The sequence below is a fragment of the Sporosarcina oncorhynchi genome (assembly GCF_033304615.1).
Lineage (GTDB): Bacteria > Bacillota > Bacilli > Bacillales_A > Planococcaceae > Sporosarcina > Sporosarcina oncorhynchi.
The window spans coordinates 354,237-379,794 of sequence record NZ_CP129118.1; the positions used below are offsets into that span (position 1 = coordinate 354,237).

Below are 25,558 nucleotides of genomic sequence, written 5' to 3' on the forward strand. Positions count from 1 at the left end.
ATTCATAATGAAGACTGAAATTGAAAAGGTATTGACGATGGTACAAGAAGGTAAAGTTGATGCTGCAAAGGGATCAGAGCTTATTGAAGTTTTACAAGGGCGAGAGTCTAGCGGTGGAAATTTCGCTAAACCAGTTGCTTACACAGATAAAGTATTGAAAATCCGTGTTGTATCGGCTGAAAATGATAATGTTTCCGTCAATTTACCAATAAAACTAATTAAAGTGCTTTTGAAGGCAGGTTATAATATTGCGGGGAACATTCCTCAATCTGAGAAATATGTGAAGGATCTTGATATTGATATAATTATCGAGGCGATTGAAAATGAATTGGATGGGCAGATTGTGGATGTGAAATCCGCGGATGGCGATAATGTTTCCATTGTAATTGAATAATATGATGAAAGTTAAATTGAAAACGGGGAAAGTCCGTTTGTTTATTCCGATTCCTTACGTTTTTCTAACGGTTGGTGTTACAATTCTTTCATCCAAATGGATTCATAAGAATATTAATAAGTGGATAGCAGACGGGCACAAAAAAGAAGACTCACAAGCATTCATGTTGCCACCGTTAGATAAAAAAGAACTTAGAGAGATTGTCTCGGAACTGAAAAAGCATAGAGGGCTTGGCCTAGTAAACGTTAAGGCAAAGGATGGCACTGAAGTTATCGTGAAACTATGATAGCTTCTTTTTTTCGGGCTGTAGAAGAAAAATCTTATTTGCGGATAGAAAAGACTTGCCAAATAGAAACAGTAAGTGTAATATAATGACTAGATGACCGTAATAGTATTTCGGTCAATAAAGCGTTTGAGAGGTGAGGAAGTGGATCGTAGACTGGAAATAATGGAAGCTGCGGCTAAATCTTTTTCGCTATTCGGATACAAGGCGACAACGATGGATCAGGTGGCGAAAATTGCGAATGTCGGTAAAGGTACCATCTATACGTTTTTTTCGAATAAAGAAGAATTGTTTAATGCAATTGTTCTAATGATGATCGAAGAAATGCGTTCGGTATCAGAATCGGTAATGGTGGAAGGTGCATCATTTGAACAGAATGCCCATGCACTGCTCTTTCAGATGTTGAAATTCCGAAAGACGCATTTATTGTATGCCAAGTTAATCGATGAAGAAAAAGAGTTACGGACTCCTGCAGTCATCGAAGTATTAGCTGAAATTGAGGGAGAAATCGTTTCTTATATAAAAACAAAAATCGAACGGGCAATGGCGAAAGGTGAATTAAAACAATGTGACAGTGAACTCGTCGCATTTCTATTATTCAAATCGTATATGTCGCTAGTCGTCGATTGGGGTAAAACGCATGACGAAGAATTGTCTGAAGAGCGGATTGCTGGATTATTAGGTGGAACGATTTTCACAAGTCTCTTAGCTTGAGACTCTTTTTTTATTCAAGATTGACTGTTTGATGAATTTAGTCAATCAGTACTAATGGAGGAATGTCGGATGAAAAAATCAATGATAGGTGCTGAATGGAAACAGCTATTGCGTACTCGGAAAATGCTTGTACCGATGATTGCGATTCTGTTTATCCCAGTTTTATATGCAGGTATGTTCTTGTGGGCGTTTTGGGATCCATACGAAAATATGGATGCGCTACCTGTGGCAATCGTTAATGCGGACAAAGGTGCCGAGTTGGAAGGAAAAAAACTTTCGATTGGTGAAGAATTAGTCGACAAGCTGGTGGAAAGTAAGAATTTTGACTTTCAGGTAGTGTCCAAAACGGACGCGGAGAAAGGCTTGAAAAACCAAGAATACTATATCGCGATTGAAATACCGGAGAACTTTTCGGAGCATGCTACGACGTTGCTGGATGATGATCCTCAAAAATTGACGATTACGTATAAGCCGAATGAAGGGTATAACTTCTTGTCTGGCCAAATTGGTGAGACGGCGATGGACCGGATACGTGCAGAAGTGAATGAAAAGGTTGCTTCCACGTATGCAGAGCAGTTGTTTGATTCGATTGCTGCCATGGGCGATGGTTTTGGTGAAGCGGCGGATGGTGCAGGAGAGTTACATGACGGTTCCAGTAAGCTTGCGGATGGTGCGAGCGATTTAAAAGGGTATTTAGAAACGTTGGCGTCTAGCACGATTACGTTAAAAGACGGTTCCGACAAGTTGGCCAAGGGTACGAGTGATGCGGCAAAAGGTGCAGCGGATCTTAATGTAGGCATTGGTACATTGGCTACTGGCGCGAAAGATCTTAGAAGTGGTGCTGATCAGGCATCTGCAGGCGCATCGGACTTGATGGCGGGCATTACAAATTATACGGCTGCAGTTGAGAAGTTGAAAAACAGCTATGCACAAATTGGTCAGAAAGAGACCGAGTTTGGGCAAGCAGTCGGCACAATTAATGAGAAAACAGGAGCATTGAATGGAGCTGCTCAAAAGCTTACAGAAGGCTCTAAAAATGTAAATGCAGGTATTAATGGATTGTCTGAACAATTGGCACCAATTTTGGCTTCATTGCCAGAAGAACAGCAAGCTGCATTACAAGGTGCACTTGGTCAATTGAAACAAGGAAGTGCTGAACTTTCAGGCGGTATGCAGGAACTTTCATCAGGAACTGCAGCGCTTTGGGAAGGGACGGCGCAATTGAAAGGTGCCGCGGGACAATTGAGTGAAGGTCATGCGCAAGCTTTGGCAGGTCTCGATCAGTTGAATGCGACATCGGGTCAGTTGATGGGTGGTGCAGAGGCGCTTGCACAAGGTAACGGCGCATTAGCTCAAGGGCTTGCACAACTTTCCGACGGTGCAAGTAAAGCACAAACCGGTTCTTCAAGTCTTGCCGCAGGTTTGCAGGAGTTGAATGCAGGAACAGGTACGTTGAAAGATGGCACAGGTACGTTGGCGTCGAAATCCAAGGAACTTGCGGATGGTTCGACGACATTATCAGATGGTATGAATGAACTGAACGAAGGGACACTTACTTTGCAGGAAAAACTTGCTGAAGCAAAGGAAACTGCGGGTGAAGTGAATCCGACAGATAAAACGTATGAAATGGCAGCAGCTCCGGTAGCTGTGAATAAAGAAGAGATTAATCATGTTCCGAACTACGGAACTGGCTTCGCTCCTTACTTCTTATCACTCGGATTGTTCGTCGGTGCGTTATTGTTATCGATTGTCTTCCCACTAGTGGAACCTGCAATCAGACCGACTGGCGCATTTAGTTGGATGGCGAGTAAAGTATCAGTATTGACGATTGTTGGAATCATCCAGGCTTTGGTTGCTGTCGGTGTTATTAAATATGGTCTTGGCATGGAGACGGCGAGTATGCCGCGATTCATATTGACGGCAATTATTACAAGTTTCACGTTCATTGCACTTGTGCAGATGCTCGTGTCAATTTTCGGGGATCCTGGCCGCTTCATGGCAATCCTTATTCTGATTTTACAATTGACGACGAGTGCAGGGACATTCCCATTGGAATTAATCCCAGAACCGCTTCAAATATTCAACGTATTGTTGCCAATGACGTATTCCGTCCAGGCATTCAAAGCGGCGATTTCAACTGGTGACTTCGCGCAACTATGGGCGAATAATGGTGTGTTGATTGGATTTATCGTTGCGTGTCTAGCGATCACATTTGGCTATTTCGCATTAGTGTTCAAAAAACGCTATTCAGGTTTACCGGCAGAAACAACTGTAGAAGCATAAGGAAAAGCGATCCACGGGAGAAATTCCGTCGGATCGCTTTTTTGGTTTGATATGGGTCTGTGGTCTGTTGATTGGATTGGATGTAAATGTTGCTTTCGCGCCCGTAAAAGTGTGATGTGCGCTCGTAAGTGTTGCTTCCGCGCCCGTGAAGGTAGGATGCGCGCTCGTAAGTGATGCTTCCGCGCCCGTAAAAGTGTGATGCGCGCTCGTAAGTGTTGTTTCCGCGCCCGTAAAAGTGTGATGCGCGCTCGTAAGTGTTACTCTCGCGCCCGTAAAAGTAGGATGTGCGCTCGTAAGTGTTGCATCCGCGCCCGTAAAAGAAGGATGCGCGCTCGTAAGTGTTGTTTCCGCGCCCGTAAAAGTGTGATGCGCGCTCGTAAGTGTTGCTCCCGCGCCCGTAAAAGTGTGATGCGCGCTCGTAAGTGTTGCTCCCGCGCCCGTAAAAGTGTGATGTGCGCTCGTAAGTGTTGCATCCGCGCCCATAAGTAGTAATGGTGCACCTGAGCAAACAGGCAAGTCACCATCTACCATGTTAAAACCAAGATTAATTTGTCAAAAGCATGCTGCGCGAGAGGGTGAGAACAGGAAATCGGTGTGTTACCGCGATAGGTCAATTGGCTTGTATTCAGAACCGCTCAAGTTCTTGTAAATCCGCTCAACCCGGTGCGAAAACCGCTCAAGTTCTTGTAAATCCGCTCAACCCGGTGCGAAAACCGCTCAAGTTCTTGTAAATCCGCTCAACCCGGTGCGAAAACCGCTCAAGTTCCTGTAAATCCGCTCAACCTCGTGCGAAAACCGCTCAAGTTCTTGTAAATCCGCTCAACCTCGTGTGAAAACCGCTCAACCTCGTGTGAAAACCGCTCAACCTCGTACGAAATCCGCTCAACCCAATCTGCATTCTTACATTAAGATCCAACATAATCTCCCCCGTCTACATGAATTGTTTGGCCGGTCATGTAGCTGGAATCGTTTGAAGCAAGGAAGACATAGGCTGGTGCATTTTCGGATGGTTGGCCGCGACGTTTTACGGGTGTGTCATCGCCATGTGCTGCTACTTGTTTGGCGTTGAATGTAGCCGGGATAAGTGGTGTCCAGATTGGACCGGGGGCAACCGCGTTGACACGAATGCCTTTTTCAGCCAGGTTCAATGCGAGTGAGCGCGTAAATGTTGTGATGGCTCCTTTCGTTGCGGAGTAGTCGAGTAGACCCGGAGAGCCGTTATACGCTGTGACGGATGAAGTGTTGATGATGCAGTCGCCTTCTGTCATATGCGCGAGAGCCGCTTTTGACAGATAAAACAAACCAAAGAAGTTCGTGTCGAACGTTTCGCGCAATTGATCACCGGATATATTGGCGATGTCGTCTTGAGGAAACTGTTTGCCGGCATTGTTGACGAGTATATTCAGGCTGCCGAATTCGCCAATCACTTCATCGACCAGTTTCTCACAGTTTTCTTCATCACTTATATCGATGCGAATTTGCTTCGCTTGACCACCGTACTTTTTAATAAGTTCTACAGTTTTCTTTGCATCGACGTCCTCTTCTTCATCCAAATAAGCAATGGCCACATTTGCTCCTTCTTTTGCGAAAGCGACGGCAACCGCGCGACCGATTCCGCTATCTCCTCCGGTAATCAGTGCGTTCTTGCCTTGAAGTTTACCGGAGCCTTTATACTTTTCATCATCATAAATAGGTGGCGGATCCATCTCCGCTTCTACTCCTGGCTGGTGGGACTGTGTCTGGGGTTTTACATCTTTGTCAATTTTTTCGTATTTATCTTCATGTTGGTTGTTGTTCATGTAGCTCTCCTCCTTATATACTCTTCTGAAGAACAGTATTCCCTTGTCATTTTTTCAGTAAACATCCATTAATCTTTCAAACTAGTTTACGGAGTTTGTGAATAGGGGATAGGAATGGAGAAGGGGTGTAAAAATATGGCGAATTTGTTCGTGTGGAGACAACTTAAAATGCCGATTGCAGCCATTATATGGTTAGTGTCCATGTTGGTCATCATTATTAGTACATATGCGTATTTTCCAATTGCAGCATATGGGGTATTTGGAGTGCTCGCGATTCTGTTTTTCAGTGGTTCCGACAGATTAGCTTTTTTTAACTACGTCCTACTCACGGTCGGAACGGTATTCATCTTTCTCGTCCTTGCATTCAAAGAGGTATGGACGTCTACGGAACAGGCGCAAGCGATTGGATTACATTTTCTAATCCTCATTCATTTGTTTGCTCTTTATAGCTTGTCGAAGTATGTCTATCAATTCCGGACAGAAAACAGTTTCTTGCGGGAACGAGTCTTAAGGCTGGAAGACTTCATCTCTGAAGAAGGCGTGCTGACAAAACAGGAATTCGAAAAACAATCGACGATGATTTTAGCGACGATGGCAAGGCGGAATGAAACGGGCTATTACATCCGTATTGATGTATCTACATTGCCTCGTCGGACTCGGCGAACTGCAATGACAACAATCGGGAGTATCGTAAAGACGACTGTACGCGACCATTACGATATTGTCGGTAAAATCGATGAACATACGATAGGGTTTTTATTGCAGAATACATCTGAAGAGGGCATGAACATCGTCAAATCACGTCTGGATAATAACTTGCATGATCGTTTTGAGGAGCAGGCGCTTGAAGATTTGAAGTGGACGGTCAAGATGCTGGAAGGAAAAACATCCGTGCAACAGACTGAGGTCCTATCATGAAAAAGCGTACTGTCTACCTACTGCTCATGTTTGTTGTGTTTATAGCGCTTATTGTTATTGGAGCAATATTTAATATTAGTATGCTATTACTGTTCACAACAATTCTGTTTTTGTCACTATTATTCTATTATTCATTGCTCTTAATTGCGGGGCTTTATAACCGATTGAAAACGGAACGGACGACACCTGATCTCGATGAATATCCAGGTGTTGATATTCTCATCCCCGCGCATAATGAAGGGGTTGTCATCCGGGAGACAATCGAAGCGATGCTTGGTATCAAATATCCTGGTAATCTACAGATTTATGTGCTGAACGATAATTCATCCGACGATACGGCGGAGATTGCACAAAGCTTTGATGATACATTCAAAAATGTCCATCATATACAAGTTCCTGCTGGCGAACCCCGGGGTAAGTCTCGGGTATTGAATTATGGCCTAAGTATTTCGGATAACAAATATTATTGTGTCTATGACGCGGACAATCAACCAGAAGCGGATGCGCTCATTAAATTGGTCGCGATTTCCGAAAGGCATGAACGGTCTGCGGGTGCAGTCGGGTATGTGAGGACGATGAATGAATCGACGAACTGGCTGACACGCATGATTTCAATTGAGTTCCAGGTGTTCCAGTTGCTTATGCAGTCGGGCAGATGGCAGTTATTCAAGACGGGATCACTGACAGGTACGAATATGCTTGTTAAACGGTCTGTCATCGAAGAACTGGGCGGTTATGATCCATATGCGATTGCGGAAGATGCGGAGTTGACGCTTCGTATTACACAAAAAGGTTATTATTTGCCGATTGTGCCGGATTCTATCACGTGGGAGCAGGAGCCAGAAACGCTTTCCGTCTATATTAAACAACGGACGCGCTGGCTGCAGGGGAATTTGTATATTGTCGATAAGACATTGACGGAACCAGGATACTTCCGCGGGAAGCTACTCGTTCATTCCATCCATCAGTTGATGGTATATGTGATTTTTTGGTTGTTCCTCATTGTTTCTTATGTATGGTTTGCGCTCGGTCTGTTTGATTTGTTCGAAGTCCGTTATACGTATCCATTACTGTTCATTTGGTATTTGTCCTATATTATCTATACAGCGCAACTGTTTGCGGCCCAAGCGACCCAACGGACGTTTTCGCCGATGAACATTTTCATAAGTGTCATTATGTACTTCACGTATGCCCAGCTGTTTTCGTATCTGTTCGTCCGTAGCCTTATTCGTTATTTGAAAGCGAAAAAAGCGAACCAAGTCATCGGTTGGGAAAAAACGACTCGATTCAAATCGAAATGAAATCCTTCGTTTTCCGTTATAATGGAATAGAAGGAGGTTGTGTATATTGAAAACATTATTATTGACGGGTTTTGAACCGTTTTTGAAATATCCGGTTAATCCGACGATGAAAATTGCCGAGGAACTGCATGGCATGAAAATCGGAGGTTACCAGATTCATAGTGAAATCTTACCGGTAGAATTCAGTGTATCTGGAGATCGGTTGGTGGAGCATATTATGGCAATCAAACCCGATGCTGTGTTATCCCTAGGTTTATCGGGTGGGAGATTTAAAATAACACCTGAACGTATCGCCATTAACGTGAGTGATGGTCCAGTAGATAATAGTGGTCATGCACCTGTTGACGAACCGATTATGGAAGATGGGGCGGATGGGTATTTCACGAATATGCCGATTCGTAAAATGGTTGACGCTGTGAAAAAAGTGGGGTTGCCTGCGGATATTTCCAATACTGCCGGGGCTTATTTATGTAATAATGTCATGTACCGCGCGCTTCATCATGCGCAACAGCATCCTGGCTTACTGGCAGGGTTCATCCACATCCCAGCGTCACACGAACTAGCGGTTGAGCATGGCAGAGTCCCGAGTTGGTCGCATGAAGATTTAAAACGAGGTATCGTTGCCTGTATTAAAGTTTTAAGTGAATGAATTGAAAAACGCCAAGAGAGTGTTTTCTACACCTCTCTTGGCGTTTTTTATGAATTCATTACAACAATCCGATCCATTTCCAGTAAGTCGCACTAAACAGCAGGATGAGCAGATAGCCGATGACGGTTAACGGAACACCTGACTTCAGGAAGTCTTTTACCGTAAAGGCGCCTGTTCCGTAAGCAAGCATATTCTGGGGTGCGCTCACTGGAAGCAGGAATCCAAAGCTAATGACGAATTGCTGAATGAGGACAAATCCAACACTGTTCGCATCGATGGCAATTGTCGTCGTCAACGCGATGAAAATCGGGATGAGCGCAGAGGAAAGACTCGTTGCACTCGCAAATCCTAAATGAATCAGAATATTAAACAGTGACAGCAATGCAATCGTCGCAAGTAATGGCATGGAATCGAGTCCCATCGCACCGAATACTTTATCGGATAGCCACTGAGCACCGTCAGTATCGAGCAAAAGTGTACCGAGTGCTATCCCGACTGCGAAGACAATGATTGTGCCCCAAGGTATGAGTTTCTCTACGGTCTTCCAGTCAAACACACCGATTTTAGGTGCCAATAAAATAGCGATGGCGATAATCGTTACAGTCGTCGTGTCGAGCGGATGCAGTTTCTCTTCCGTCGACCAGAACAATAGAAGTAGAAGGGAGACAACGATGAGACGGATTTCCCGCGCTTTCATCGGGCCAAGTTCCTTCAGTTGTCCCTGTATCAATTCTTTACCACCTTCAACGACTTTCGTTTCAGGTTTAATTAACTTAATCATGACGAAATAGAGCACAATCGACATGATGATTGACCATGGGGCTGCATAGAGGAACCAGGTGCTCCAAGCGACGGAAACGCCGAATTCTTTTTCGATGAATCCGAGTGCAACCATGTTTTGTGCAGCGCCGGTCTTAATACCGACGTTCCAGATGGAAACGGATTGCACGGCAGTAATGACAAGCAATGCGCCGAGCCGGCTATTATGAGGAAGCCCAAAAGCAGCCACCATTCCAAGAAGGATGGGAACGACAGCACCTGCACGCGCAGTGGCACTAGGTACGAAAAAGGCAAGAATGACCGATACTAAGATCGCTCCGAATACAATTGCGCCAGTTTTTACGCCGACTTTCGATAAGATGTATAATGCCAATCGCTTATGCAAATTCGTTGCCTGCATTGCGGCGGCGAGGAAAAGAGCGGCAGCAACAAGCGCGACAGCAGAATTCGAGAATCCGGCAAGCGCCATTTTTAATGCGCCTTTCGTTCCGACCATATTTTCAGGGTTTGCCATGTCTGGTGAAAACCCGATTAGCAATGCGATTAAACTAATAATCATTGCCGCACTGACAGGATAGGAAACCGCTTCTGACACCCACAAGATTACGGCAAAGGCCAAAATGGCAAGTGCTCGCTGCCCCATTATAGGTAGATCATCGGGCGTCGGTAATAAGACAATTGTAATCATGGCAATGAATGCAAGTGCAATCCAAATCGGCTTCAAATTACGCTTCGGCTTTGTCTCGGAAGACATTGTATTCGCAGTGGTCTGTTCCAGTTGTAATCAGTCCTCTCCAACTATAGATTCATGCATTATCTTACCCTGAAAAGGACTTTTTGAAACGGAGGGAAATGGGTAGTCAGCAAGAAGCGCTCTTCTGGATATATTAGTAAATGAAAAACCGGAGTCGTCAAAAGACGCTCCGGTTCAATCTTACACTTAAAAGAAATAAAGACCGATACTAACAACAATTCCGCTTAAAATGAGGACGAATACGCAATACCCCATAATGTCTTTTGCTCGTAAACCTGCAATCGCAAGCGCTGGCAATGCCCAGAATGGCTGGATCATATTCGTCCAAGCATCGCCCCAAGCAATAGCCATCGCCGTCTTCGAATAACTGACACCAAGTGTTTGTGCAGCTTCAAGCATGATTGGTGCCTGAACCGCCCATTGTCCGCCTCCTGAAGGGACGAAGAAATTAACAAGACCGGCTGCGAAGAATGTGAAAACCGGGAATGTTGCTTCTGTCGAAATGCTCACAAACCATTCTGACATAACGCCTGCAAGTCCTGACGCGACCATCATACCCATAATCCCTGCATAGAAAGGGAACTGGATGATGATGCCGCCCGCAGTCTTAACTGCATTTGCCACTGCTGCAAGGAAGCGTTTAGGTGTACCGTGGAAAATGATTCCCATGATGAAGAAAATCAAGTTGACGATATTTAGGTTCAAATCGAATCCTTTTGCAGCGAAGTGCTGGACAAGATATACAAGACCTAAAGCACCAATTAGCATGGAAAGAATATAACTGTTCTCTAGGCGTGATGCGGGTGTCTTAAGTTCTTCTTGTTCCACTACAATCTTTTCTTCCAATAATTTCGGATCGATAGAAACCGTATCTTTCGGTTTAGGCATCATGAAACGGTTTAACAACGGTACGGTAATAAATAAGATAGCAATAATAACAAGATTGTATGTTGAAAAAATGGTTTCAGACGTTGGTACGACACCCATGATTCCTGAGAATGGATGGTCAGCAGTTGCGATAGATAGTGGAATCGATCCACCAAGTCCACCATGCCAAATGATAAAGCCGGAATAGGCACTTGCGATCAAAAGCCGGTAATCGACTGTCGTCACTTTTTTGGCGATTTCTTTAGCGAATAGCGCACCGATGACTAGACCGAATCCCCAGTTAATCCAACATGCAATTAATGATACGACTGTGACGAGAAGAATCGCGGAACCCGGAGATTTCGCTAAACCTGCCATTGAACTTAATAACTTTTTAAATACAGGACTGCTTGCGAGCACATGTCCTGCGACCAAAACAATGACCATCTGCATTGTGAAGGCTAGTAGACTCCAAAAACCATCTCCCCAATGAACGACCATATCGAGCGGACTGGAATCTGTGAAACCAAGCCCTAGCAAGAATACGACCAATGTCAAAATAGCGACAAATATGTATGGATCCGGCAAGTAGCGCTCCATAACCGTATTCGACCATCGTGTGAGTGTTTTCATATTTTATTCCCCCTTTTTAATTGGTTATTGTCAAAACTTCTATAGTAAAAAGCTAATAAATCCTTATAGATTATGGGTTTCAATAAAAAAAACTTGCCACCCCCTAAATTCTACGGATAATTGAGGTTACCAGACACCCAACATCCAGAATAGGAAGTGACAAGTTGTACCCTCAATTATTAGCTTATTTACTTCAATATATCAAGTACCAGCACACAATTATTATTACGTTACTTACGGTAGTGCTTGGAAAGGCCGTCGGGAGTGTGCGGCCCGATGAGCCTGTAGACAAGCCTTATCGAAAACTTCAGATTGATGAGCTTCCCGTTCTGGAGAAACTCGAGAAGCTGTCCTTTCAGGACTTATTGGATGATTATTTTAAAGCCCATGGGAAGTCTCTAAAACCCGTCCAGCGACGAAAGAATGCCAAATCGAGCGTTCCTGAAAAGCTGTGCTGTCCGCGGTGTAGTGCTCCATCCAGCTACCTGTATGCGAACAACGGAGACAAAGGGCAATTCCAATGTAAAGTCTGCGGATGCCTCTTTAATAAACAAAGCCGGTATCTGAAGGAAGCCATCCTCAAATGTCCCCACTGCTTAAAAACACTTGAAAAAGTAAAAGAACGAAAGGACTTCGACGTTTTCAAATGTAAGAACAATGACTGTTCCTATTACCAAAAGAAGTTGCGCCAAATGACACAAGCAGAAAAGAAACGATTCAAGGAAGATCCCCAGGCCTTCAAAGTTCGGTATATTTACCGTCAGTTTCAATTCGATTTCAAACCGATGGCAGATGCGTCCCCGGTTCAACCTAAGGTGGATCTCTCCAGGATCTATGTGTCTTCACACACACTCGGGCTCATTCTTACGTACCACGTAAACTATGGCATCTCCGCACGGAAGACCGCAGCGCTGATGAGAGACGTTCATAACGTGCATATTTCTCATCAAAGTGTGCTGAACTACATGAACAGTGTTGCGTTGACGGTGAAGCCTTTTGTGGATAATTTCCCGTACGAGTTGTCTGATCAGTTCTGTGGGGATGAAACCTACATCCGTGTAAACGGGCGCTGGCATTACATCTTCTTCTTTTTCGATGCCGCTAAGAAGGTCATCCTGTCCTATCGGACTTCACCGAATCGGGACACCTTTTCAGCGATTCGCGCCCTGGATGATATGTTCAGGAAGATGAAGACCATTCCAGAGAACTTGAACATCGTGGTGGACGGAAACCCTATCTACCTGTTGGCCCAACAATTCTTTGCGCAACACGATATCCATTTTGATGTGACACGTGTAATCGGGCTGACAAACGAAGACCCTGTGTCAACTGAATATCGTCCATTGAAGCAAATCATCGAGCGTTTGAACCGGACATTTAAAGGGAACTACCGCGCCACCCATGGCTTTGGTTCCGAAGATGGATCGGTTTCTCACGTGACGCTGTTTGTCGCGTACTTCAACTTTCTCCGTCCTCATTCATCCTTGGAAGGCCGGGTACCTGTGATTGTCCCAGAATTGAAGGAAATGCCTCACATGCCCGCTCGATGGACGAAACTGATTGAACTATCGCAACAGTGGCTGACCGAGAATGCCAGCTGACTTTTTGTTTAGCTGAGCTTTTGGGAACATCGTGAATCGAGCAATCGGCGAAGCGAACTCTTGACAAACCGAACGGAGAAAAAGGTTAAAATTGGTTAAAGTCAAGGGCTATTTGTCATGTCTTCTTTTTGTCCCCTTCGCCCTTGGTGCACACTACGCAACCTTTTTCGACTGTTTGTCAAGAGCGATTGCGGTACATGGCCGACGACTTACTGTAGTGCGAGTCGCGAATTTGAGTTTTCATAGAAATTTTGACACTACCTTTAATTGTCCCACTACTTAAGATTATCATATTCAAAACTTATCGGAAAAATGTTTTTAGAAAAGTGAAACGAAAATGAATTAAAGGAGTCTATTTAGTAAGAGAAACAATAAAAGGGGTGTAGTGATGCGAAAACCGATTATTTGGCTCAGTGTTTCCGTCGTCTTGGCCATACTTGTACTCACATTTGCATTTTTTGTCGATAAAGTATCCGTCTCTGCTTCTGGTTCTGCCTTAGGTGACAGGGGATGGAGTGCTAATTTTTCAGCACCATTGGCGATCGATTCTATCCAAGCTGGTCATATTTATGTGACAGACCAAGATGGAAATAAAGTGAATCCTGAATTTGTCTTGCTGTCTGGCAACAAAACATTGAAGGTAGATGGATTGGAGTCTGGCACGTATACATTGCATATTGACAAGAAAGCTGTTGGCGGAAAGTCTTATAAAATATTGGACAGAGATAAAATTGAATTTAAGATGTATGAAGTCATCGAATCAGTCAGCTCCGAAGAAGAGTTGACCGCTTACTTTAAAAACGCCAAACAGATGAGAGGTATCGAGTTTTCCGGTGGTATAGAAGTTGAGGAAGAAGCTTCAATGGATGCTGCGAAATCCTCCTCATCTTCCGGAGGTGTTGACTATTCAACGACGAATGTCCAAGTCGAAGGCGTAGATGAATCCGATATCGTCAAAACAGACGGCGATTATATTTACGCTATTTCTGACAATCAACAAGTGCAAATCATCGATGTACAAGATCCGCAGAAGATGAAAATTGCATCTGTTATTAAGACGGAAGATAATTCCTATCCCTCTCAATTATTCCTTGACGAGGAACTGTTAATTGTCATCGCCGATAAGATGTTTCCTTTTGAAGAAAGAGAGAAACTGGCGGACAATATGTTACCGATCAATAATATGACGACGGTACAGATTTACTCCATCGAAGATCGAGAGAATCCTCAACTGATTAGAGAAGTCGGTGCAGAAGGCTACTTGAACAATGCGAGAAAAAAAGACAGTATCATCTACCTCATAACAAATGTACATCCCGATATTTGGATGATGGGCGCAATTGAAGGGGATGCCCTTCGCCCGGTCGTATTCGATTCGTCTGATGACAAGCAGGGCAAGTACATGGAATTAAAAGACATCGCTATCTTACCAGGGGCGACAGAGCCAACATACACAGTCATTACGGCCATCGATTTATCTAAACCAGTTGAAAGTCGTATTGAAACGAAAGGTTTTCTCGGAAGCAGTGCCCAACTATATATGAATAAGAATCATCTCTATTTGACAGCTCAGAGGTATGATATGGATTTCGCTGACCGTGGTTCCCGGGCTGTTATCTGGAACCCTACGAATGTATTCACAGAGTTCTATAAGTTCAAATTGGACGGTACAAAAGTTGATTATCTCAAGACTGCTGAGTTGAAAGGCTCAATTTTGAATCAGTTCTCCATGGATGAATCCAACGGCCACTTCCGAGTCGTTATGACGGAAGGGAATATGTGGGATGGAGCGAATCCTTCCCAAAACCACTTATTTATCTTAGATGAAAACATGGAATTGACGGGCTCTATCGAAGGTCTTGCAAAAGGGGAACGCATCTATTCCGCACGATTCATGGGGGATAAAGCTTATATGGTGACGTTCAGGGAAACAGATCCATTATTCGTTATCGATGTGGCGGACCCGTCTAAACCGGAAGTACTTGGAGAACTTAAAATTCCAGGATTCTCAAACTATTTACATCCACTCGATGAAAACCATCTGATTGGCTTCGGCTATGACACCGTCGCTAAAAAGAACCCGTCAGGCGGAGAACCCTTCATTACCACTAAGGGTATGAAACTGTCTTTGTTCGATGTTACTGATTTCCATAATCCAAAAGAACAAGACACCGAAATTATCGGCGGACAGGGCACGTACTCACCCATACAATACGACCATAAAGCTTTACTGCAACATAAAGCGCGAAACCTTTTCGGCTTTCCTGTCACCATGTACGAGGGAGGTAGCAAAGAATTTGACATCGAGTATAAAGGATCTGGCGCGCTCGTTTATGAGATTACTCCTGAAAAAGGGATTCTATTAAAAGGGAACCTCGTAAAGGATAAAGCCTCAGGGCAGCTATACGAAGATTGGGGAAAAGAAGTCCAGCGGCTAGTGTATAGTGGAGAAACGATCTACACAATTGCTAGAGGTGGGATTAGTAGCTATCAAATTGATGGCTTCAAGGAGTTAAGTACGCTAGAATTTAAATGAATGAAAAACGGAGCCTCTGTATGGCTCCGTTTTTCATGTGTAATCTTAAAACGACAAACGTCATCGTTAGCTTAACTGGGAATCAATCTAGATCAATGATGTTTCTTAACTTAGTAGTTTCCTGTTTAGAAAGTGCGAAATAAGTTTCTGCGCCATCTTTATATAAAATCGAACTACCATCATCTTGATAATAAACATATAACCATAGTTCAGCTATACCTTCTTTAGGTCTATCTAGTGAAAAAAAGGTCTCATGCTCCTTATTTAAGTCTTGCGGTTTCTCTATCTCCTCCACGTTATCAATGATTCCTCTCACAGCTTCGATGGATTTGGAATCCGTAATCTCCTTATGGAACTCTATTCCTTCGTTTCCGCTAGTATGAACAGGAGTTCCAACCCGAATAACTGCATTTGCTGAACATCCTGAAAGAATTGCTAGAATAATGAAAGTTAATACTATCCCTATACGACTTTTCATGTATAAGCCTTCCTGTTTATTTGCTATTTAACAAAGTGATCTGATTGTATAAAAGCCTTTATGTAATCATTGCCCCCGTTTTGAAACCGTTAATCTGCGCTGTAGCCGGACGCATTCTGGGGGGCGGGCGGTGAAATACACCCCTCTGAATTGCTTCGCCAGGTGTTTCACCTGTCTGAGCAAAAGCCTTTTTTTGTTACGACTCTCGCTGATTCTGCCAAAGTCGCCGGCTTCCGCTTCAATCAACAAAGTATCTGTCAAAAACTTGTGCCACAATTGCCCTCAATTATAGCAAAGTTTCATACACTTACTATCCTGAAATAGTCAATAGTTTCTTTGAAGCCACGATTGAATATATCCCCCAAACCGCTCAACCTCGTCCGAAATCCGCTCAACCAGCCCTGAACCGCTCAACCTCGTCTGAAATCCGCTCAACCAGAGCCCCGAACCGCTCAACCTCGTCAGAAATCCGCTTATACTACTTGAGAGCCTATTTTTTAAATCTGTCTCTTGTATTTATAAATATAAGCATAAAAGCAACGAGTGCTAAAAAAAGAATTAGGCCAATATAGAACAACAATTGACTATCGTAAGCTTCACTGAGAAACCAAAAAAACATACTAAATGCCAAAGCGAACATCATTTTTCCCACAAACTTACAGAGTGCAATGACATCATACTTTTCTTTTTCTTCTGAAGGCATAGTGTTAAATCCTGCTATTAAAAAAGATCCTTTTCCGTTAAATAATACAACCCCTAAACCTAAAAATAATCCAATCACCAACAAAATAATCACCATTTGTATCCCATCCAATAACTATATTATTTTACAAAATAGTACTTACTAAATTTAAATACGGATGAATTCTTTAGAAGTTTCATTTATTTGCCGCATTTTTCGAAGAACTGTTCATATATACCACTTTCTGTTGCTAGTAGCGCGGGCGTCAATTTGGGGAGGAATCAGTAGGAGTCGTAATGAAGAATGGGTTTATGATATAAAGCGCTAATTTCTCGTGCACTTCTGTCTAAATGTACACGGTTTCCGTAGAAATAGTAGACCTATTGTGTTCGCCGTGACGCACTTGAGTTAAAGCGGAAATAGTTGGTTAGCGAAGCCGTCTGGTAGAAAAACTCATTTTAGTTTTCAAATTGTCTTTTCCCCTCTATTGCACTAAACTAAAAGAAAAGGACGATGGAAGCGGGGGACAGTAATGACCGATAAAGAACTGGCAATCGACTGCTGTTTGCTTGCCGGTCGGCTTATGATGGAAGCGGGGGCAGAGACCTATCGCGTCGAAGATACAATGGAACGCATGGCTAAAACGCAGGAACTGACTGCTATCGAAAGCTTTGTCACGCCGACTGGGATCATCTTGTCGCCGGGGAGCCCGCATCATACCAAACTCGTGCGCATTAAAAACCGGACAACCGACCTTGAGAAGATTGCGCTCGTCAACAATGTATCTCGTAAACTCTCTGAAGGGGACTACTCGCTCGAAGAAGCATACGAGCGGCTTGTAGCGATCAAGAAAGCGAATGTCATGTTTCCCTTTTGGCTGCAGTTGCTTGCTGCAAGTGTCGCAAGTAGCTGCTTTCTTATGCTATATAGCGGGATGTGGAGCGATGTACTTGCTGCATTTGTTGCGGGAGGTGCCGGTTTCCTGATGGTGACAGCTATTCAAGAATTGACGAAAGTGAAATTCTTTGCTGAATTCCTGGCAGCGTTAAGCGTTGCGCTTGTTGCGTTTTTTGCTGTCCAGACGAACCTTGGAACGGAACTCGATAAAATCATTATCGGGGGCGTCATGCCGCTTGTCCCCGGGTTGCTTATTACAAATGCTGTACGTGACCTGATGGCTGGTCATTTTATGTCAGGATTATCAAAAGGCGCGGAAGCATTTCTGACCGCCTTTGCAATTGGTGCGGGCGTTGCGCTTGTCCTGTCATTCTGAAAGAGGTGGGTTAAATGGATTGGATCATGCAGGCAGTCCTCAGTTTTCTTGCGGCAATCGGCTTCGGGATCATCTTTAATGCACCACGTAAGATGTTATTCTACTGCGGGTTTGTAGGAAGTGCGGGCTGGATGATATACAGTGTGTTTGAGGTTGTATCGGGGGATGCTGTGCAAGCGTCATTCCTAGGTGCTTTCGTCGTTGCGCTCTTTGCACATATTTTTGCCAAACGATTTAAGACGCCGATGATTATCTTCAGTGTTGCAGGCATCATTCCGCTCGTTCCGGGAGGTACAGCGTATAATGCGATGCGGCATTTTGTTGAAAATGATAACTTAATTGCCATTTCATTTGCGACAAAAGCGTTCATGATATCTGGTGCGATCGCGATGGGCCTTGTGTTCGCGGAGGTCTGTATTCAACTGATCTTCCGGTCGCGATTTAACAAAAGAAATGTTCGTCAGTTATAGGAAGTGCCTCATCGATTGTATACAAATCTGCGTGTTACTTGAGAAAATGAAAAGAGGAGCGCCCGTGTCGAATCGGGTGCTCCTTATATGTTATTGGATAATATCGCTTTGTTTCATTGGCACGCCGATATAATAGCCTTGAACGGCATCGATGCCCATCTCTTTTAGGGCAACGAACTGCTCTTCGGTTTCGACGCCTTCTGCGATGACGTAAAGTCCCATCGATTTGCCGAACAGGATCATGCCTTCGACGAGCTGTCTCGTCTTTGGCATTGTCAATAATGATTGGATGAAGATTTTATCGATTTTCACTTTGGAAATCGGTAAGTTCTGCATGTATCTGAATGACGCATAGCCAGTTCCGAAGTCATCAAGGATGAAGCGAATTCCGGTATCTTGCAGTTCTTTCATCTGTCTGATGATGGCGCGTTCCTGTTCTGCCTGGAAAGCGAATTTCTCCGTAATTTCCAATTGAATTTTGTTTGCGGGGCATCCTGTCTCTCTCAAAATGGATGTCAACTTCTCTTTCATCTCAGATGAGTTGCTGAATTCCCTAACGGATGTGTTGACGGAAATCTTAATATCGGGCTTTTCATTCATAAGCGTAACTGCGAATTTTGCAGCTTCTTCGATGACGTAAGCACCGATGGCGTTAATGAGACCGTTCTCTTCGGCGATTGGAATCAATTCGTCAGGTGAAATCTGTCCGAGCTCCTTGTCTTCCCATCTAACAAGAGCTTCATAGACAAGCACTTTGCCGGATGCAATGTCGAGCTTCGGTTGGTAGACGACCTGCAAGTTTTTATGATCGAGTGCGGTCAACATTTTTTTGTCGATGATTGATCGGCGATTCAGCACTTTATGAGATTGTGCGGATAAAGAAGAAATTCGTCCGCCACCCTGTTCGGTAATACTTTCCGTCGTGGCTAGTGCCGCTTTGACGAGTTGTGTGTATGTCTGTTGGTCTTCGGGATAGCGAACGATGCCTCCGCTCACTGACAGCGGAAGGGATTGGTTTTCAATATAAATGGGATGTTCCTTTAAAAATTCCAAAAACCCTTGGACAAACCATTCACCGAAAGAGGTGAGGATGACAAATTGCCCTACACCGATGCGAGCAATCGGATCGCCCTGGAAAAAGCGTTTTAGTCGATTTGTGAATTCCTGAATCAGAACGGCTTCCGAATCGGATGACTGTAAATCTTTTAATGTGTAATAATGGTCAATCGAAATGTAGACGAATGAGAAATGCTTGTTTTCTCCGATGAACTCGTTTACCATCGTTTCTAACTTGTGCCGGCTCATAAGGCCGGTTTCAAAGTCGATAAAAGCGATATGCTGGAGTTTTTTCTGCAATTCCACGTCTTCTGTAATATCCAGTTCCAAAAACGTGACGGAATCCAGTGAACCTTCTTCGTTCATTGTGGGGATCGCCGTCATTTTTACATAGTACGGTTCGTCATTTCTCGTCAACTTTTCAGCGGTACCGAACCACGGCTTACCTGTGGATATAAAGCTCCATATTGCATGCGCCTGCGCTTGTGCTTCTTCATTGTCGGAAAACATCTGCCAGAAAGACTTTCCAAGTATACGTTTAGGTGTCCAGTTGCTTGCAGCTAAAAAGTTGTGATTGGCGTATGTGATCAAGCCGTCACCGTCCGTACGTGTCACCATAAAGAATTGCACGAGACCGTCCATGATATAGGGAATTTCGGTTTCATTCGTTATATATACCGAATCCATCTATCTCTGTCTCCTCTCGAAATGAAATATGTATTAAGTATATAGGAAATGTGATTATTATGCAGTACCCTATTTAAGAAAATAGTACCAGATTTTTGAACAAGATAAAATGGTTTGTAAGGTGGTGGGTATTATGGATAGAATAAAAGGGATTTTGATGATTGTCATAGGTGCAATGATGTGGGGAGCGACGGGGCCGATGATAGAATGGATTCTATCTACAAGCGAAATGTCTATCTCCTTTATGCTAATTGTTCGGCTGATGGTTGCGGGGGGAGCGATCTTGCTTATTCTGAAGATGAAAGGTGTACAGGTGATACGACCACTTCGGTTCAAAGTGTGGTCACGCCAACTGTTCCTGTTCGGCATCTTCGGCATGCTCGGTGTGCAATTTTCATTTGCAGCCTCCATTGATTCGAGTAATGCAGTTATCGCTACGTTATTTCAATTTCTCGCACCCATCTACATTATTCTGTTCGTATCGCTAAGACAGAAGAAGAATCCGCCCGCAGCGCAAGTCATCGGGATGATTGTGACAATGGTCGGGTTGTTCTTATTACTAACTAATGGCACGTTATCGGGCTTTGCGTTAACTAAATCAGCGGTTTTCTGGGGGCTGACGGTAGGGTTCGCGTTCGCATTTTATACGCTTTATCCAGTGCGTCTCATGAATGAATGGGGCGTTCTGTTGTCTGTTGGTTGGGGTATGCTTATCGGAGGGCTTGCTCTATTCATCCTGAATATTTTCAAGTTCGGCAGCCAAGTAAAGACGCTAGCTGATTGGGACGTCACAGGCATGCTGTTTCTTGTCATTCTTATCGGGACAGTAGCTTTTGTCCTGTTCCTCGGAAGCATGAAATATATTTCACCCATTGAAACAAGTATCCTATCAAGCTTTGAACCATTGACAGCGATGATTGTTTCGATGTTCTGGTTTGGCAGCGTGTTAGGTTTTTGGCAGATTGCCGGCGGTATCATTATGTTGCTTGGCATAACAGGCTTATCCGTAGCGGGCAGCAGAATAAAAGAAGCGAGACAAGATTGAAGAACCGGTAGCCTTTATGGTATCGGTTCTTTCTTTACGCTTGAATGAACAATCTAAATTCCTAGGCAATTCAAGCTAGTGCCTATACAGGACAGAAAAGATATGGCATAATGGTGACAAAAGAAAATAATTCGTAATACGAAACAGTTTCTGGGGGTATTGATTCATGAAAACAGTGTTTTCTTATGCAAAGCCATATAAATGGCCAATAATTATCGCAATTATTCTCATGCTCACGGAACTTTCAGTTGAGCTTATCCAACCGTTATTAATCGCCAAAATTATAGATGACGGGATTCTTTCAGGTGACGTGAATGTCATCTGGACATGGGGCAGTGTCATGATGGGGCTTGCCTTCGTCGCACTTTTCTCCGGAGTTATCAATTCATACTTTGCGGCGCACGCTGCCCAAAGTTTTGCGTTCGATTTACGCCAAGCATTATTTCGCCAAGTGCAGGCGTTCTCCATGGCGACATTCCTGCGTTTCCCGACTGCGGGTCTAATTACGCGTTTGACAAGTGATGTTAATATGGCGCAGAACGTCCTTTTCATGGCACTTCGAATCATGATGCGCGCACCGCTACTCGTTCTTGGTAGTTTGATCATGGCGTTCGTCGTTAATGTCAAATTGGCGCTCTACCTCCTTATTGGAGCACCAGTTCTTCTTGTATTCCTAGTCATCATGGCTCGGAAAGGTGTTGGGTATTTCTCAAATGTCCAAAAACGTTTGGACCGTGTAAACCGTGTCATCCAGGAAAATTTACAGGCTGTCCGTTTGATCAAAGCTTATTTGCGCGGTGCGTATGAAGCGAGCCGTTTTTCGAAAGTGGCTGACTACTTACGCCGCGATACTGTAAAAGCGATGCGGATGATGGAACTCATTTTGCCTGTCCTGCTGTTCATTATGAACGTCAGTCTGATGGCTGTGCTTTGGTTCGGGGCAATTGAAATCGGTAATGGTGATGCACAAGTCGGTGAACTCGTTGCAATCGTCAACTATGCCATGCGGATGACGGGTGCGTTCTCGATGTTTGCATTCATCATTGTTGCGCTATCTCGCGCGAAAGCATCTTCTGAACGTATGGAAGAAGTGTTGCTTGCAAATGAAGATTTGGAGCATCACAACTCTGAAAGTTCAAGTATGACTCGTTTCGACGGCGATTTGCGTTTTGAAAACGTCTCTTTCCATTATCCAGGGAAACCTGAACCGATTTTGGACAATGTCTCCTTCCATGTGGCGCCTGGTGAAAAACTTGCTATTATGGGCGCGACAGGTTCCGGGAAATCGACGTTACTGAATCTCATTCCGCGCATTTTTGAAGCGACAGAAGGAAAAATCTACGTCGGTGGGGTGGAAGTGAATGAGTGGGGATTAAAAGATTTGCGCGATGCAATCGGTCTCGTTCCTCAACAATCCATTCTATTTACGGGTTCCATCTTGGAAAACTTATCATGGGGCGATGTCGAAGCTGCGCCGGATGAGTTGGAAGAGGCCGCGAAAAAAGCACAGATCCACGAATCAATCGATCTGTTCCCTAAAAAGTACGGGACGCGTGTCGGACAAAAAGGTGTCAACTTGTCAGGTGGACAAAAGCAGCGTCTGTCTATCGCAAGAGCGCTCGTTCGAAAGCCGTCCATCCTCATTCTGGACGATAGTACAAGTGCACTGGACGTCAAAACAGAAATGGCACTTTGGGAATCCCTTGAAAAGGAAGCGGCGACGATGCTTGTTGTCACACAGAAAGTGCAGACGGCTATCGGTGCAGACCATATTCTTCTATTGGATGAGGGGAAAGTCGTCGGATATGGCAAACATGCTGATCTGATGAAGCAATCCGCTTTGTATCGAAAAATTGCGGAATCCCAGTCAGAAGAGGAGGCGATCACAGATGTTACGGACCATTCGTAAACCATTTGGTTATGAACCAATCATTAAAAAAGAAGACATAAAAGGGCCGAACAAAAAGAAAGTCGAGCGGGCGAGCGATTGGAAATACGTACTCAAACGCATCTGGCAACTTGTCGATGAACAGCGCGGGCTTCTCGTGACTGTGCTGGCACTTGTGCTCGTCAGTTCCGTCCTTGCGCTGCTCGGCCCATTCCTAATCGGAAAAATTATTGACAATCACATCATCCCGATGCAATTCGACGGTCTTGGCAAGCAAATTGCCATTCTGATTGCCATCTATTTGGGGTTATCACTGGCGACTTATTTCCAAAGTTTCTGGATGGTAGGAATCGCGCAACAGTCTGTTTTTAAACTACGGACGGGTCTTTTTAGCCATCTGCAAAAGCTGCCTGTGACATTTTTCGACAAACGGCAGCATGGAGAATTGATGAGTCGGGTTACGAATGATATCGAAAACGTCAGCCAAACATTGAATTCATCCTTCATTCAAGTATTCTCAAGTATATTGACGTTGACAGGAACGCTTGGTGTGATGCTTTACTTAAGTCCGACACTGACACTACTAACGATGACAATCGTACCGATCATGTTTGTCGCCATTCGATGGATCACAAGACGCACCGGGCTTTTATTCAAAGAGCAGCAGCGGGCGGTCGGAGAGTTGAACGGAATGATTGAAGAGACGATTTCCGGTCAGCGCATTGTAAAGGCGTTTTCACAGGAAGAGCGGGTCATGGAAGAGTTTGCGCAAAAAAGTGACCGTTTGCGCAGAACAGGCTTCTGGGCATTGACATTTTCCGGTTTTATCCCAAAAGTGATGAACATGCTGAATAATGCCAGTTTCGCGATTGTTGCGGGTGTCGGCGGACTGCTTGCTTTAAGAGGGGACGGGATTGTGACAATCGGAACAATCGTCATCTTCTCAGAGTTTGCGCGTCAGTTCACGAGACCGCTTAACGACCTGTCCAACCAGTTCAACACAGTGCTTTCCGCGATTGCGGGTGCTGAACGTGTATTCAAGATTATGGACGAACCGATCGAGTTAGATGACGCAACCGATTATCAGGATGCTGTTCTCAAAGGTGAGGTCGAGTTTCGAAATGTATCGTTTGGCTATGCTGTAGAAACGGACGGCTACACAATTGAGGATGTTTCATTCCACGTGAAATCTGGGGAGACAGTGGCATTCGTCGGTGCGACGGGCGCTGGAAAGACAACGATTATGCAGCTGCTAGCCCGTTTTTACGAGGCAAATGAAGGGCAGATCCTAATAGATGGAATCCCGATCAGTGACTTGCCGCGTTCAACCTTGCGCAGTCAAACCGCATTCGTGTTACAGGATCCGTTCCTGTTTGAAGCGACGGTTATGGAAAACATCCGTTACGGGAAGCTGGACGCAACGGACGAAGAGGTGATTGAAGCTGCCAAACGCGCAAATGCGCACAGTTTCGTCTCACGTCTCGAAGATGGATATGATACCGTGCTGACGGCGGACGGGGGAGAAATATCACAGGGGCAGAAACAGTTGCTGTCGATTGCCCGGGCGCTCGTCGCGGATCCAGTGTTGCTGCTGCTCGACGAAGCGACAAGTAGCATCGATACCGTCACCGAGCTTCAGATTCAAGAAGCGCTTGACCGTTTGATGGAAGGACGGACAAGTTTCGTTATCGCACACAGATTGAATACGGTGCGAAAAGCGGATACTGTCTACGTCATGGGTCGAGGGAAACTGATCGAATCAGGTTCGCAGGAGGAATTGATCGAACGCCAAGGCACTTACTATACAATGCTCATGGATTCGAAAGTATAAGAAAAAGGCTGCGGATTTGCGCAGCCTTTTCCTATGCTTTTAATTACTTTTTGTCTTCGAAATCAAGTTTCGTTCCATCGTCGAAATGGACTTCTAAATCGAATTTCGTATACGTATCCAGTCCAAACCACGTCATCAGTTTTTCAATCGCTTGTTCTTGTGACGTATCTTTGGTGAACATAATATCGATGAACATCTCATCCAGTTTCACCATCGCTTCGTCTTCCTTCAAGTCCAAACCGGCCAACTTATTTTTGTACTCTGCTTCAAGATCGCGCTCCATTTCATAGTTCGCTTCAACCGTATCTTTACCGTCTACGTCAATTTCCAAGTCAAACTTATCGAATCCGTAGCCATCTCCTGTATCGAGCGAGCCGCCTTCTTTTTCATCTTCATGTATGAGTGTCGCTTCGTCACGATTTGGCTCGTCCGCATTTTTCCCTAAGTTGCCACATGCGCCAAGTAACAAGGCAGCAAAAAAGAGGAATCCGCTTATTTTAAAAAACTTTCCCATAATGACATACCTCCCAGTTTAGTTTCTACTTATTAATTTCCTTCATTTGAAGAAACTAAACACTAAACGGTGCAGACATTTTTGGAGGGGAATGAAATTGGCGGGTTTATGTTGTTTTATCA

General features: G+C 44.3%; 22 protein-coding genes. 14 read left to right on the top strand and 8 right to left on the bottom strand.

Annotated features, from left to right (window positions below; genetic code table 11):
- Nucleotides 1–7 precede the first annotated feature (7 nt).
- The 4 genes from QWT69_RS01825 to QWT69_RS01840 all read left to right on the top strand — a co-directional run bounded on the left by QWT69_RS01825 (nt 8) and on the right by QWT69_RS01840 (nt 3,674).
- Nucleotides 8–394 carry an SHOCT-like domain-containing protein gene (locus QWT69_RS01825; protein WP_317968404.1) on the top strand — a complete coding sequence of 129 codons (387 nt, stop codon included), beginning with the start codon at nt 8–10 and terminating at the stop codon, nt 392–394.
- Between the two features lies 1 nt (nt 395).
- The gene (locus QWT69_RS01830; protein WP_317968406.1) at nt 396–680 is read left to right on the top strand and encodes a hypothetical protein; all 285 of its coding nucleotides are present in this window, start codon (nt 396–398) and stop codon (nt 678–680) included.
- Between the two features lie 141 nt (nt 681–821).
- The gene (locus QWT69_RS01835; protein WP_317968408.1) at nt 822–1,391 is read left to right on the top strand and encodes a TetR/AcrR family transcriptional regulator; all 570 of its coding nucleotides are present in this window, start codon (nt 822–824) and stop codon (nt 1,389–1,391) included.
- A gap of 69 nt (nt 1,392–1,460) precedes the next feature.
- Nucleotides 1,461–3,674, top strand: coding sequence for a YhgE/Pip family protein (locus tag QWT69_RS01840; RefSeq protein WP_317968410.1), 2,214 nt, complete (start codon nt 1,461–1,463; stop codon nt 3,672–3,674).
- Here the strand turns inward: QWT69_RS01840 and QWT69_RS01845 are convergent.
- Together QWT69_RS01845 and QWT69_RS01850 are read right to left on the bottom strand one after the other, a co-directional pair.
- The gene (locus QWT69_RS01845) at nt 3,645–4,205 is read right to left on the bottom strand and encodes a hypothetical protein (protein ID WP_317968412.1); all 561 of its coding nucleotides are present in this window, start codon (nt 4,203–4,205) and stop codon (nt 3,645–3,647) included. The genes QWT69_RS01840 and QWT69_RS01845 overlap by 30 nt on opposite strands.
- Nucleotides 4,206–4,579: 374 nt before the next feature.
- Nucleotides 4,580–5,473, bottom strand: a complete 894-nt coding sequence (locus tag QWT69_RS01850) for an SDR family oxidoreductase (protein WP_317968414.1) — start codon at nt 5,471–5,473, stop codon at nt 4,580–4,582.
- Nucleotides 5,474–5,608: 135 nt separating this feature from the next.
- Here QWT69_RS01850 and QWT69_RS01855 point away from each other — a divergent pair, with 135 nt between their 5' ends.
- The 3 genes from QWT69_RS01855 to pcp are packed head-to-tail and all read left to right on the top strand — an operon-like array spanning nt 5,609 to nt 8,341.
- A complete protein-coding gene (locus QWT69_RS01855; protein ID WP_317968416.1) occupies nt 5,609–6,391 on the top strand; it encodes a hypothetical protein in 783 nt (260 codons plus the stop codon).
- Nucleotides 6,388–7,692, top strand: a complete 1,305-nt coding sequence (locus tag QWT69_RS01860) for a glycosyltransferase family 2 protein (protein ID WP_317968418.1) — start codon at nt 6,388–6,390, stop codon at nt 7,690–7,692. Before QWT69_RS01855 ends, QWT69_RS01860 begins: the two co-directional genes overlap by 4 nt.
- 46 nt (nt 7,693–7,738) lie before the next feature.
- The gene (gene pcp / locus QWT69_RS01865; RefSeq protein WP_317968420.1) at nt 7,739–8,341 is read left to right on the top strand and encodes a pyroglutamyl-peptidase I; all 603 of its coding nucleotides are present in this window, start codon (nt 7,739–7,741) and stop codon (nt 8,339–8,341) included.
- A gap of 58 nt (nt 8,342–8,399) precedes the next feature.
- Here pcp and QWT69_RS01870 read toward each other — a convergent pair whose 3' ends face one another.
- Nucleotides 8,400–9,875: a DASS family sodium-coupled anion symporter gene (locus tag QWT69_RS01870; RefSeq protein ID WP_317968422.1), complete on the bottom strand. Its 1,476-nt coding sequence runs from the start codon at nt 9,873–9,875 to the stop codon at nt 8,400–8,402.
- Nucleotides 9,876–10,061: 186 nt separating this feature from the next.
- Nucleotides 10,062–11,375: a short-chain fatty acid transporter gene (locus QWT69_RS01875; protein ID WP_317968424.1), complete on the bottom strand. Its 1,314-nt coding sequence runs from the start codon at nt 11,373–11,375 to the stop codon at nt 10,062–10,064.
- Nucleotides 11,376–11,539: 164 nt separating this feature from the next.
- Here QWT69_RS01875 and QWT69_RS01880 point away from each other — a divergent pair, with 164 nt between their 5' ends.
- Together QWT69_RS01880 and QWT69_RS01885 are read left to right on the top strand one after the other, a co-directional pair.
- A complete protein-coding gene (locus QWT69_RS01880; protein ID WP_317966486.1) occupies nt 11,540–12,976 on the top strand; it encodes a DDE-type integrase/transposase/recombinase in 1,437 nt (478 codons plus the stop codon).
- A gap of 388 nt (nt 12,977–13,364) precedes the next feature.
- Nucleotides 13,365–15,512 (top strand): beta-propeller domain-containing protein, encoded by a 2,148-nt coding sequence (locus tag QWT69_RS01885; protein ID WP_317968426.1) that lies wholly within the window; start codon nt 13,365–13,367, stop codon nt 15,510–15,512.
- 82 nt (nt 15,513–15,594) lie between these two features.
- Here the strand turns inward: QWT69_RS01885 and QWT69_RS01890 are convergent, their stop codons facing one another.
- Both QWT69_RS01890 and QWT69_RS01895 read right to left on the bottom strand, forming a co-directional pair.
- Nucleotides 15,595–15,990, bottom strand: coding sequence for a hypothetical protein (locus QWT69_RS01890; RefSeq protein ID WP_317968428.1), 396 nt, complete (start codon nt 15,988–15,990; stop codon nt 15,595–15,597).
- 490 nt (nt 15,991–16,480) lie between these two features.
- Nucleotides 16,481–16,789, bottom strand: coding sequence for a DUF3784 domain-containing protein (locus tag QWT69_RS01895; protein WP_317968430.1), 309 nt, complete (start codon nt 16,787–16,789; stop codon nt 16,481–16,483).
- Nucleotides 16,790–17,204: 415 nt separating this feature from the next.
- On the opposite strand from QWT69_RS01895, the gene QWT69_RS01900 reads away from it, so the two are divergent.
- The gene (locus QWT69_RS01900) at nt 17,205–17,945 is read left to right on the top strand and encodes a threonine/serine exporter family protein (protein WP_317968432.1); all 741 of its coding nucleotides are present in this window, start codon (nt 17,205–17,207) and stop codon (nt 17,943–17,945) included.
- Nucleotides 17,946–17,959: 14 nt separating this feature from the next.
- Nucleotides 17,960–18,415, top strand: a complete 456-nt coding sequence (locus tag QWT69_RS01905) for a threonine/serine exporter family protein (protein WP_317968434.1) — start codon at nt 17,960–17,962, stop codon at nt 18,413–18,415.
- Between the two features lie 90 nt (nt 18,416–18,505).
- Here the strand turns inward: QWT69_RS01905 and QWT69_RS01910 are convergent, their stop codons facing one another.
- A complete protein-coding gene (locus QWT69_RS01910) occupies nt 18,506–20,158 on the bottom strand; it encodes a sensor domain-containing protein (RefSeq protein WP_317968436.1) in 1,653 nt (550 codons plus the stop codon).
- Between the two features lie 133 nt (nt 20,159–20,291).
- Here QWT69_RS01910 and QWT69_RS01915 point away from each other — a divergent pair, with 133 nt between their 5' ends.
- The 3 genes from QWT69_RS01915 (at nt 20,292) to QWT69_RS01925 (ending at nt 24,922) form a co-directional block, all read left to right on the top strand.
- Nucleotides 20,292–21,203: a DMT family transporter gene (locus QWT69_RS01915; protein ID WP_317968438.1), complete on the top strand. Its 912-nt coding sequence runs from the start codon at nt 20,292–20,294 to the stop codon at nt 21,201–21,203.
- Nucleotides 21,204–21,369: 166 nt separating this feature from the next.
- Nucleotides 21,370–23,112 (top strand): ABC transporter ATP-binding protein, encoded by a 1,743-nt coding sequence (locus QWT69_RS01920; protein ID WP_317968440.1) that lies wholly within the window; start codon nt 21,370–21,372, stop codon nt 23,110–23,112.
- Nucleotides 23,093–24,922, top strand: coding sequence for an ABC transporter ATP-binding protein (locus QWT69_RS01925; RefSeq protein ID WP_317968442.1), 1,830 nt, complete (start codon nt 23,093–23,095; stop codon nt 24,920–24,922). The genes QWT69_RS01920 and QWT69_RS01925 overlap by 20 nt, the downstream gene beginning before the upstream one ends.
- A gap of 43 nt (nt 24,923–24,965) precedes the next feature.
- Here the strand turns inward: QWT69_RS01925 and QWT69_RS01930 are convergent, their stop codons facing one another.
- Nucleotides 24,966–25,436, bottom strand: a complete 471-nt coding sequence (locus QWT69_RS01930; protein ID WP_317968444.1) for a YusW family protein — start codon at nt 25,434–25,436, stop codon at nt 24,966–24,968.
- Between the last annotated feature and the right edge of the window lie 122 nt (nt 25,437–25,558).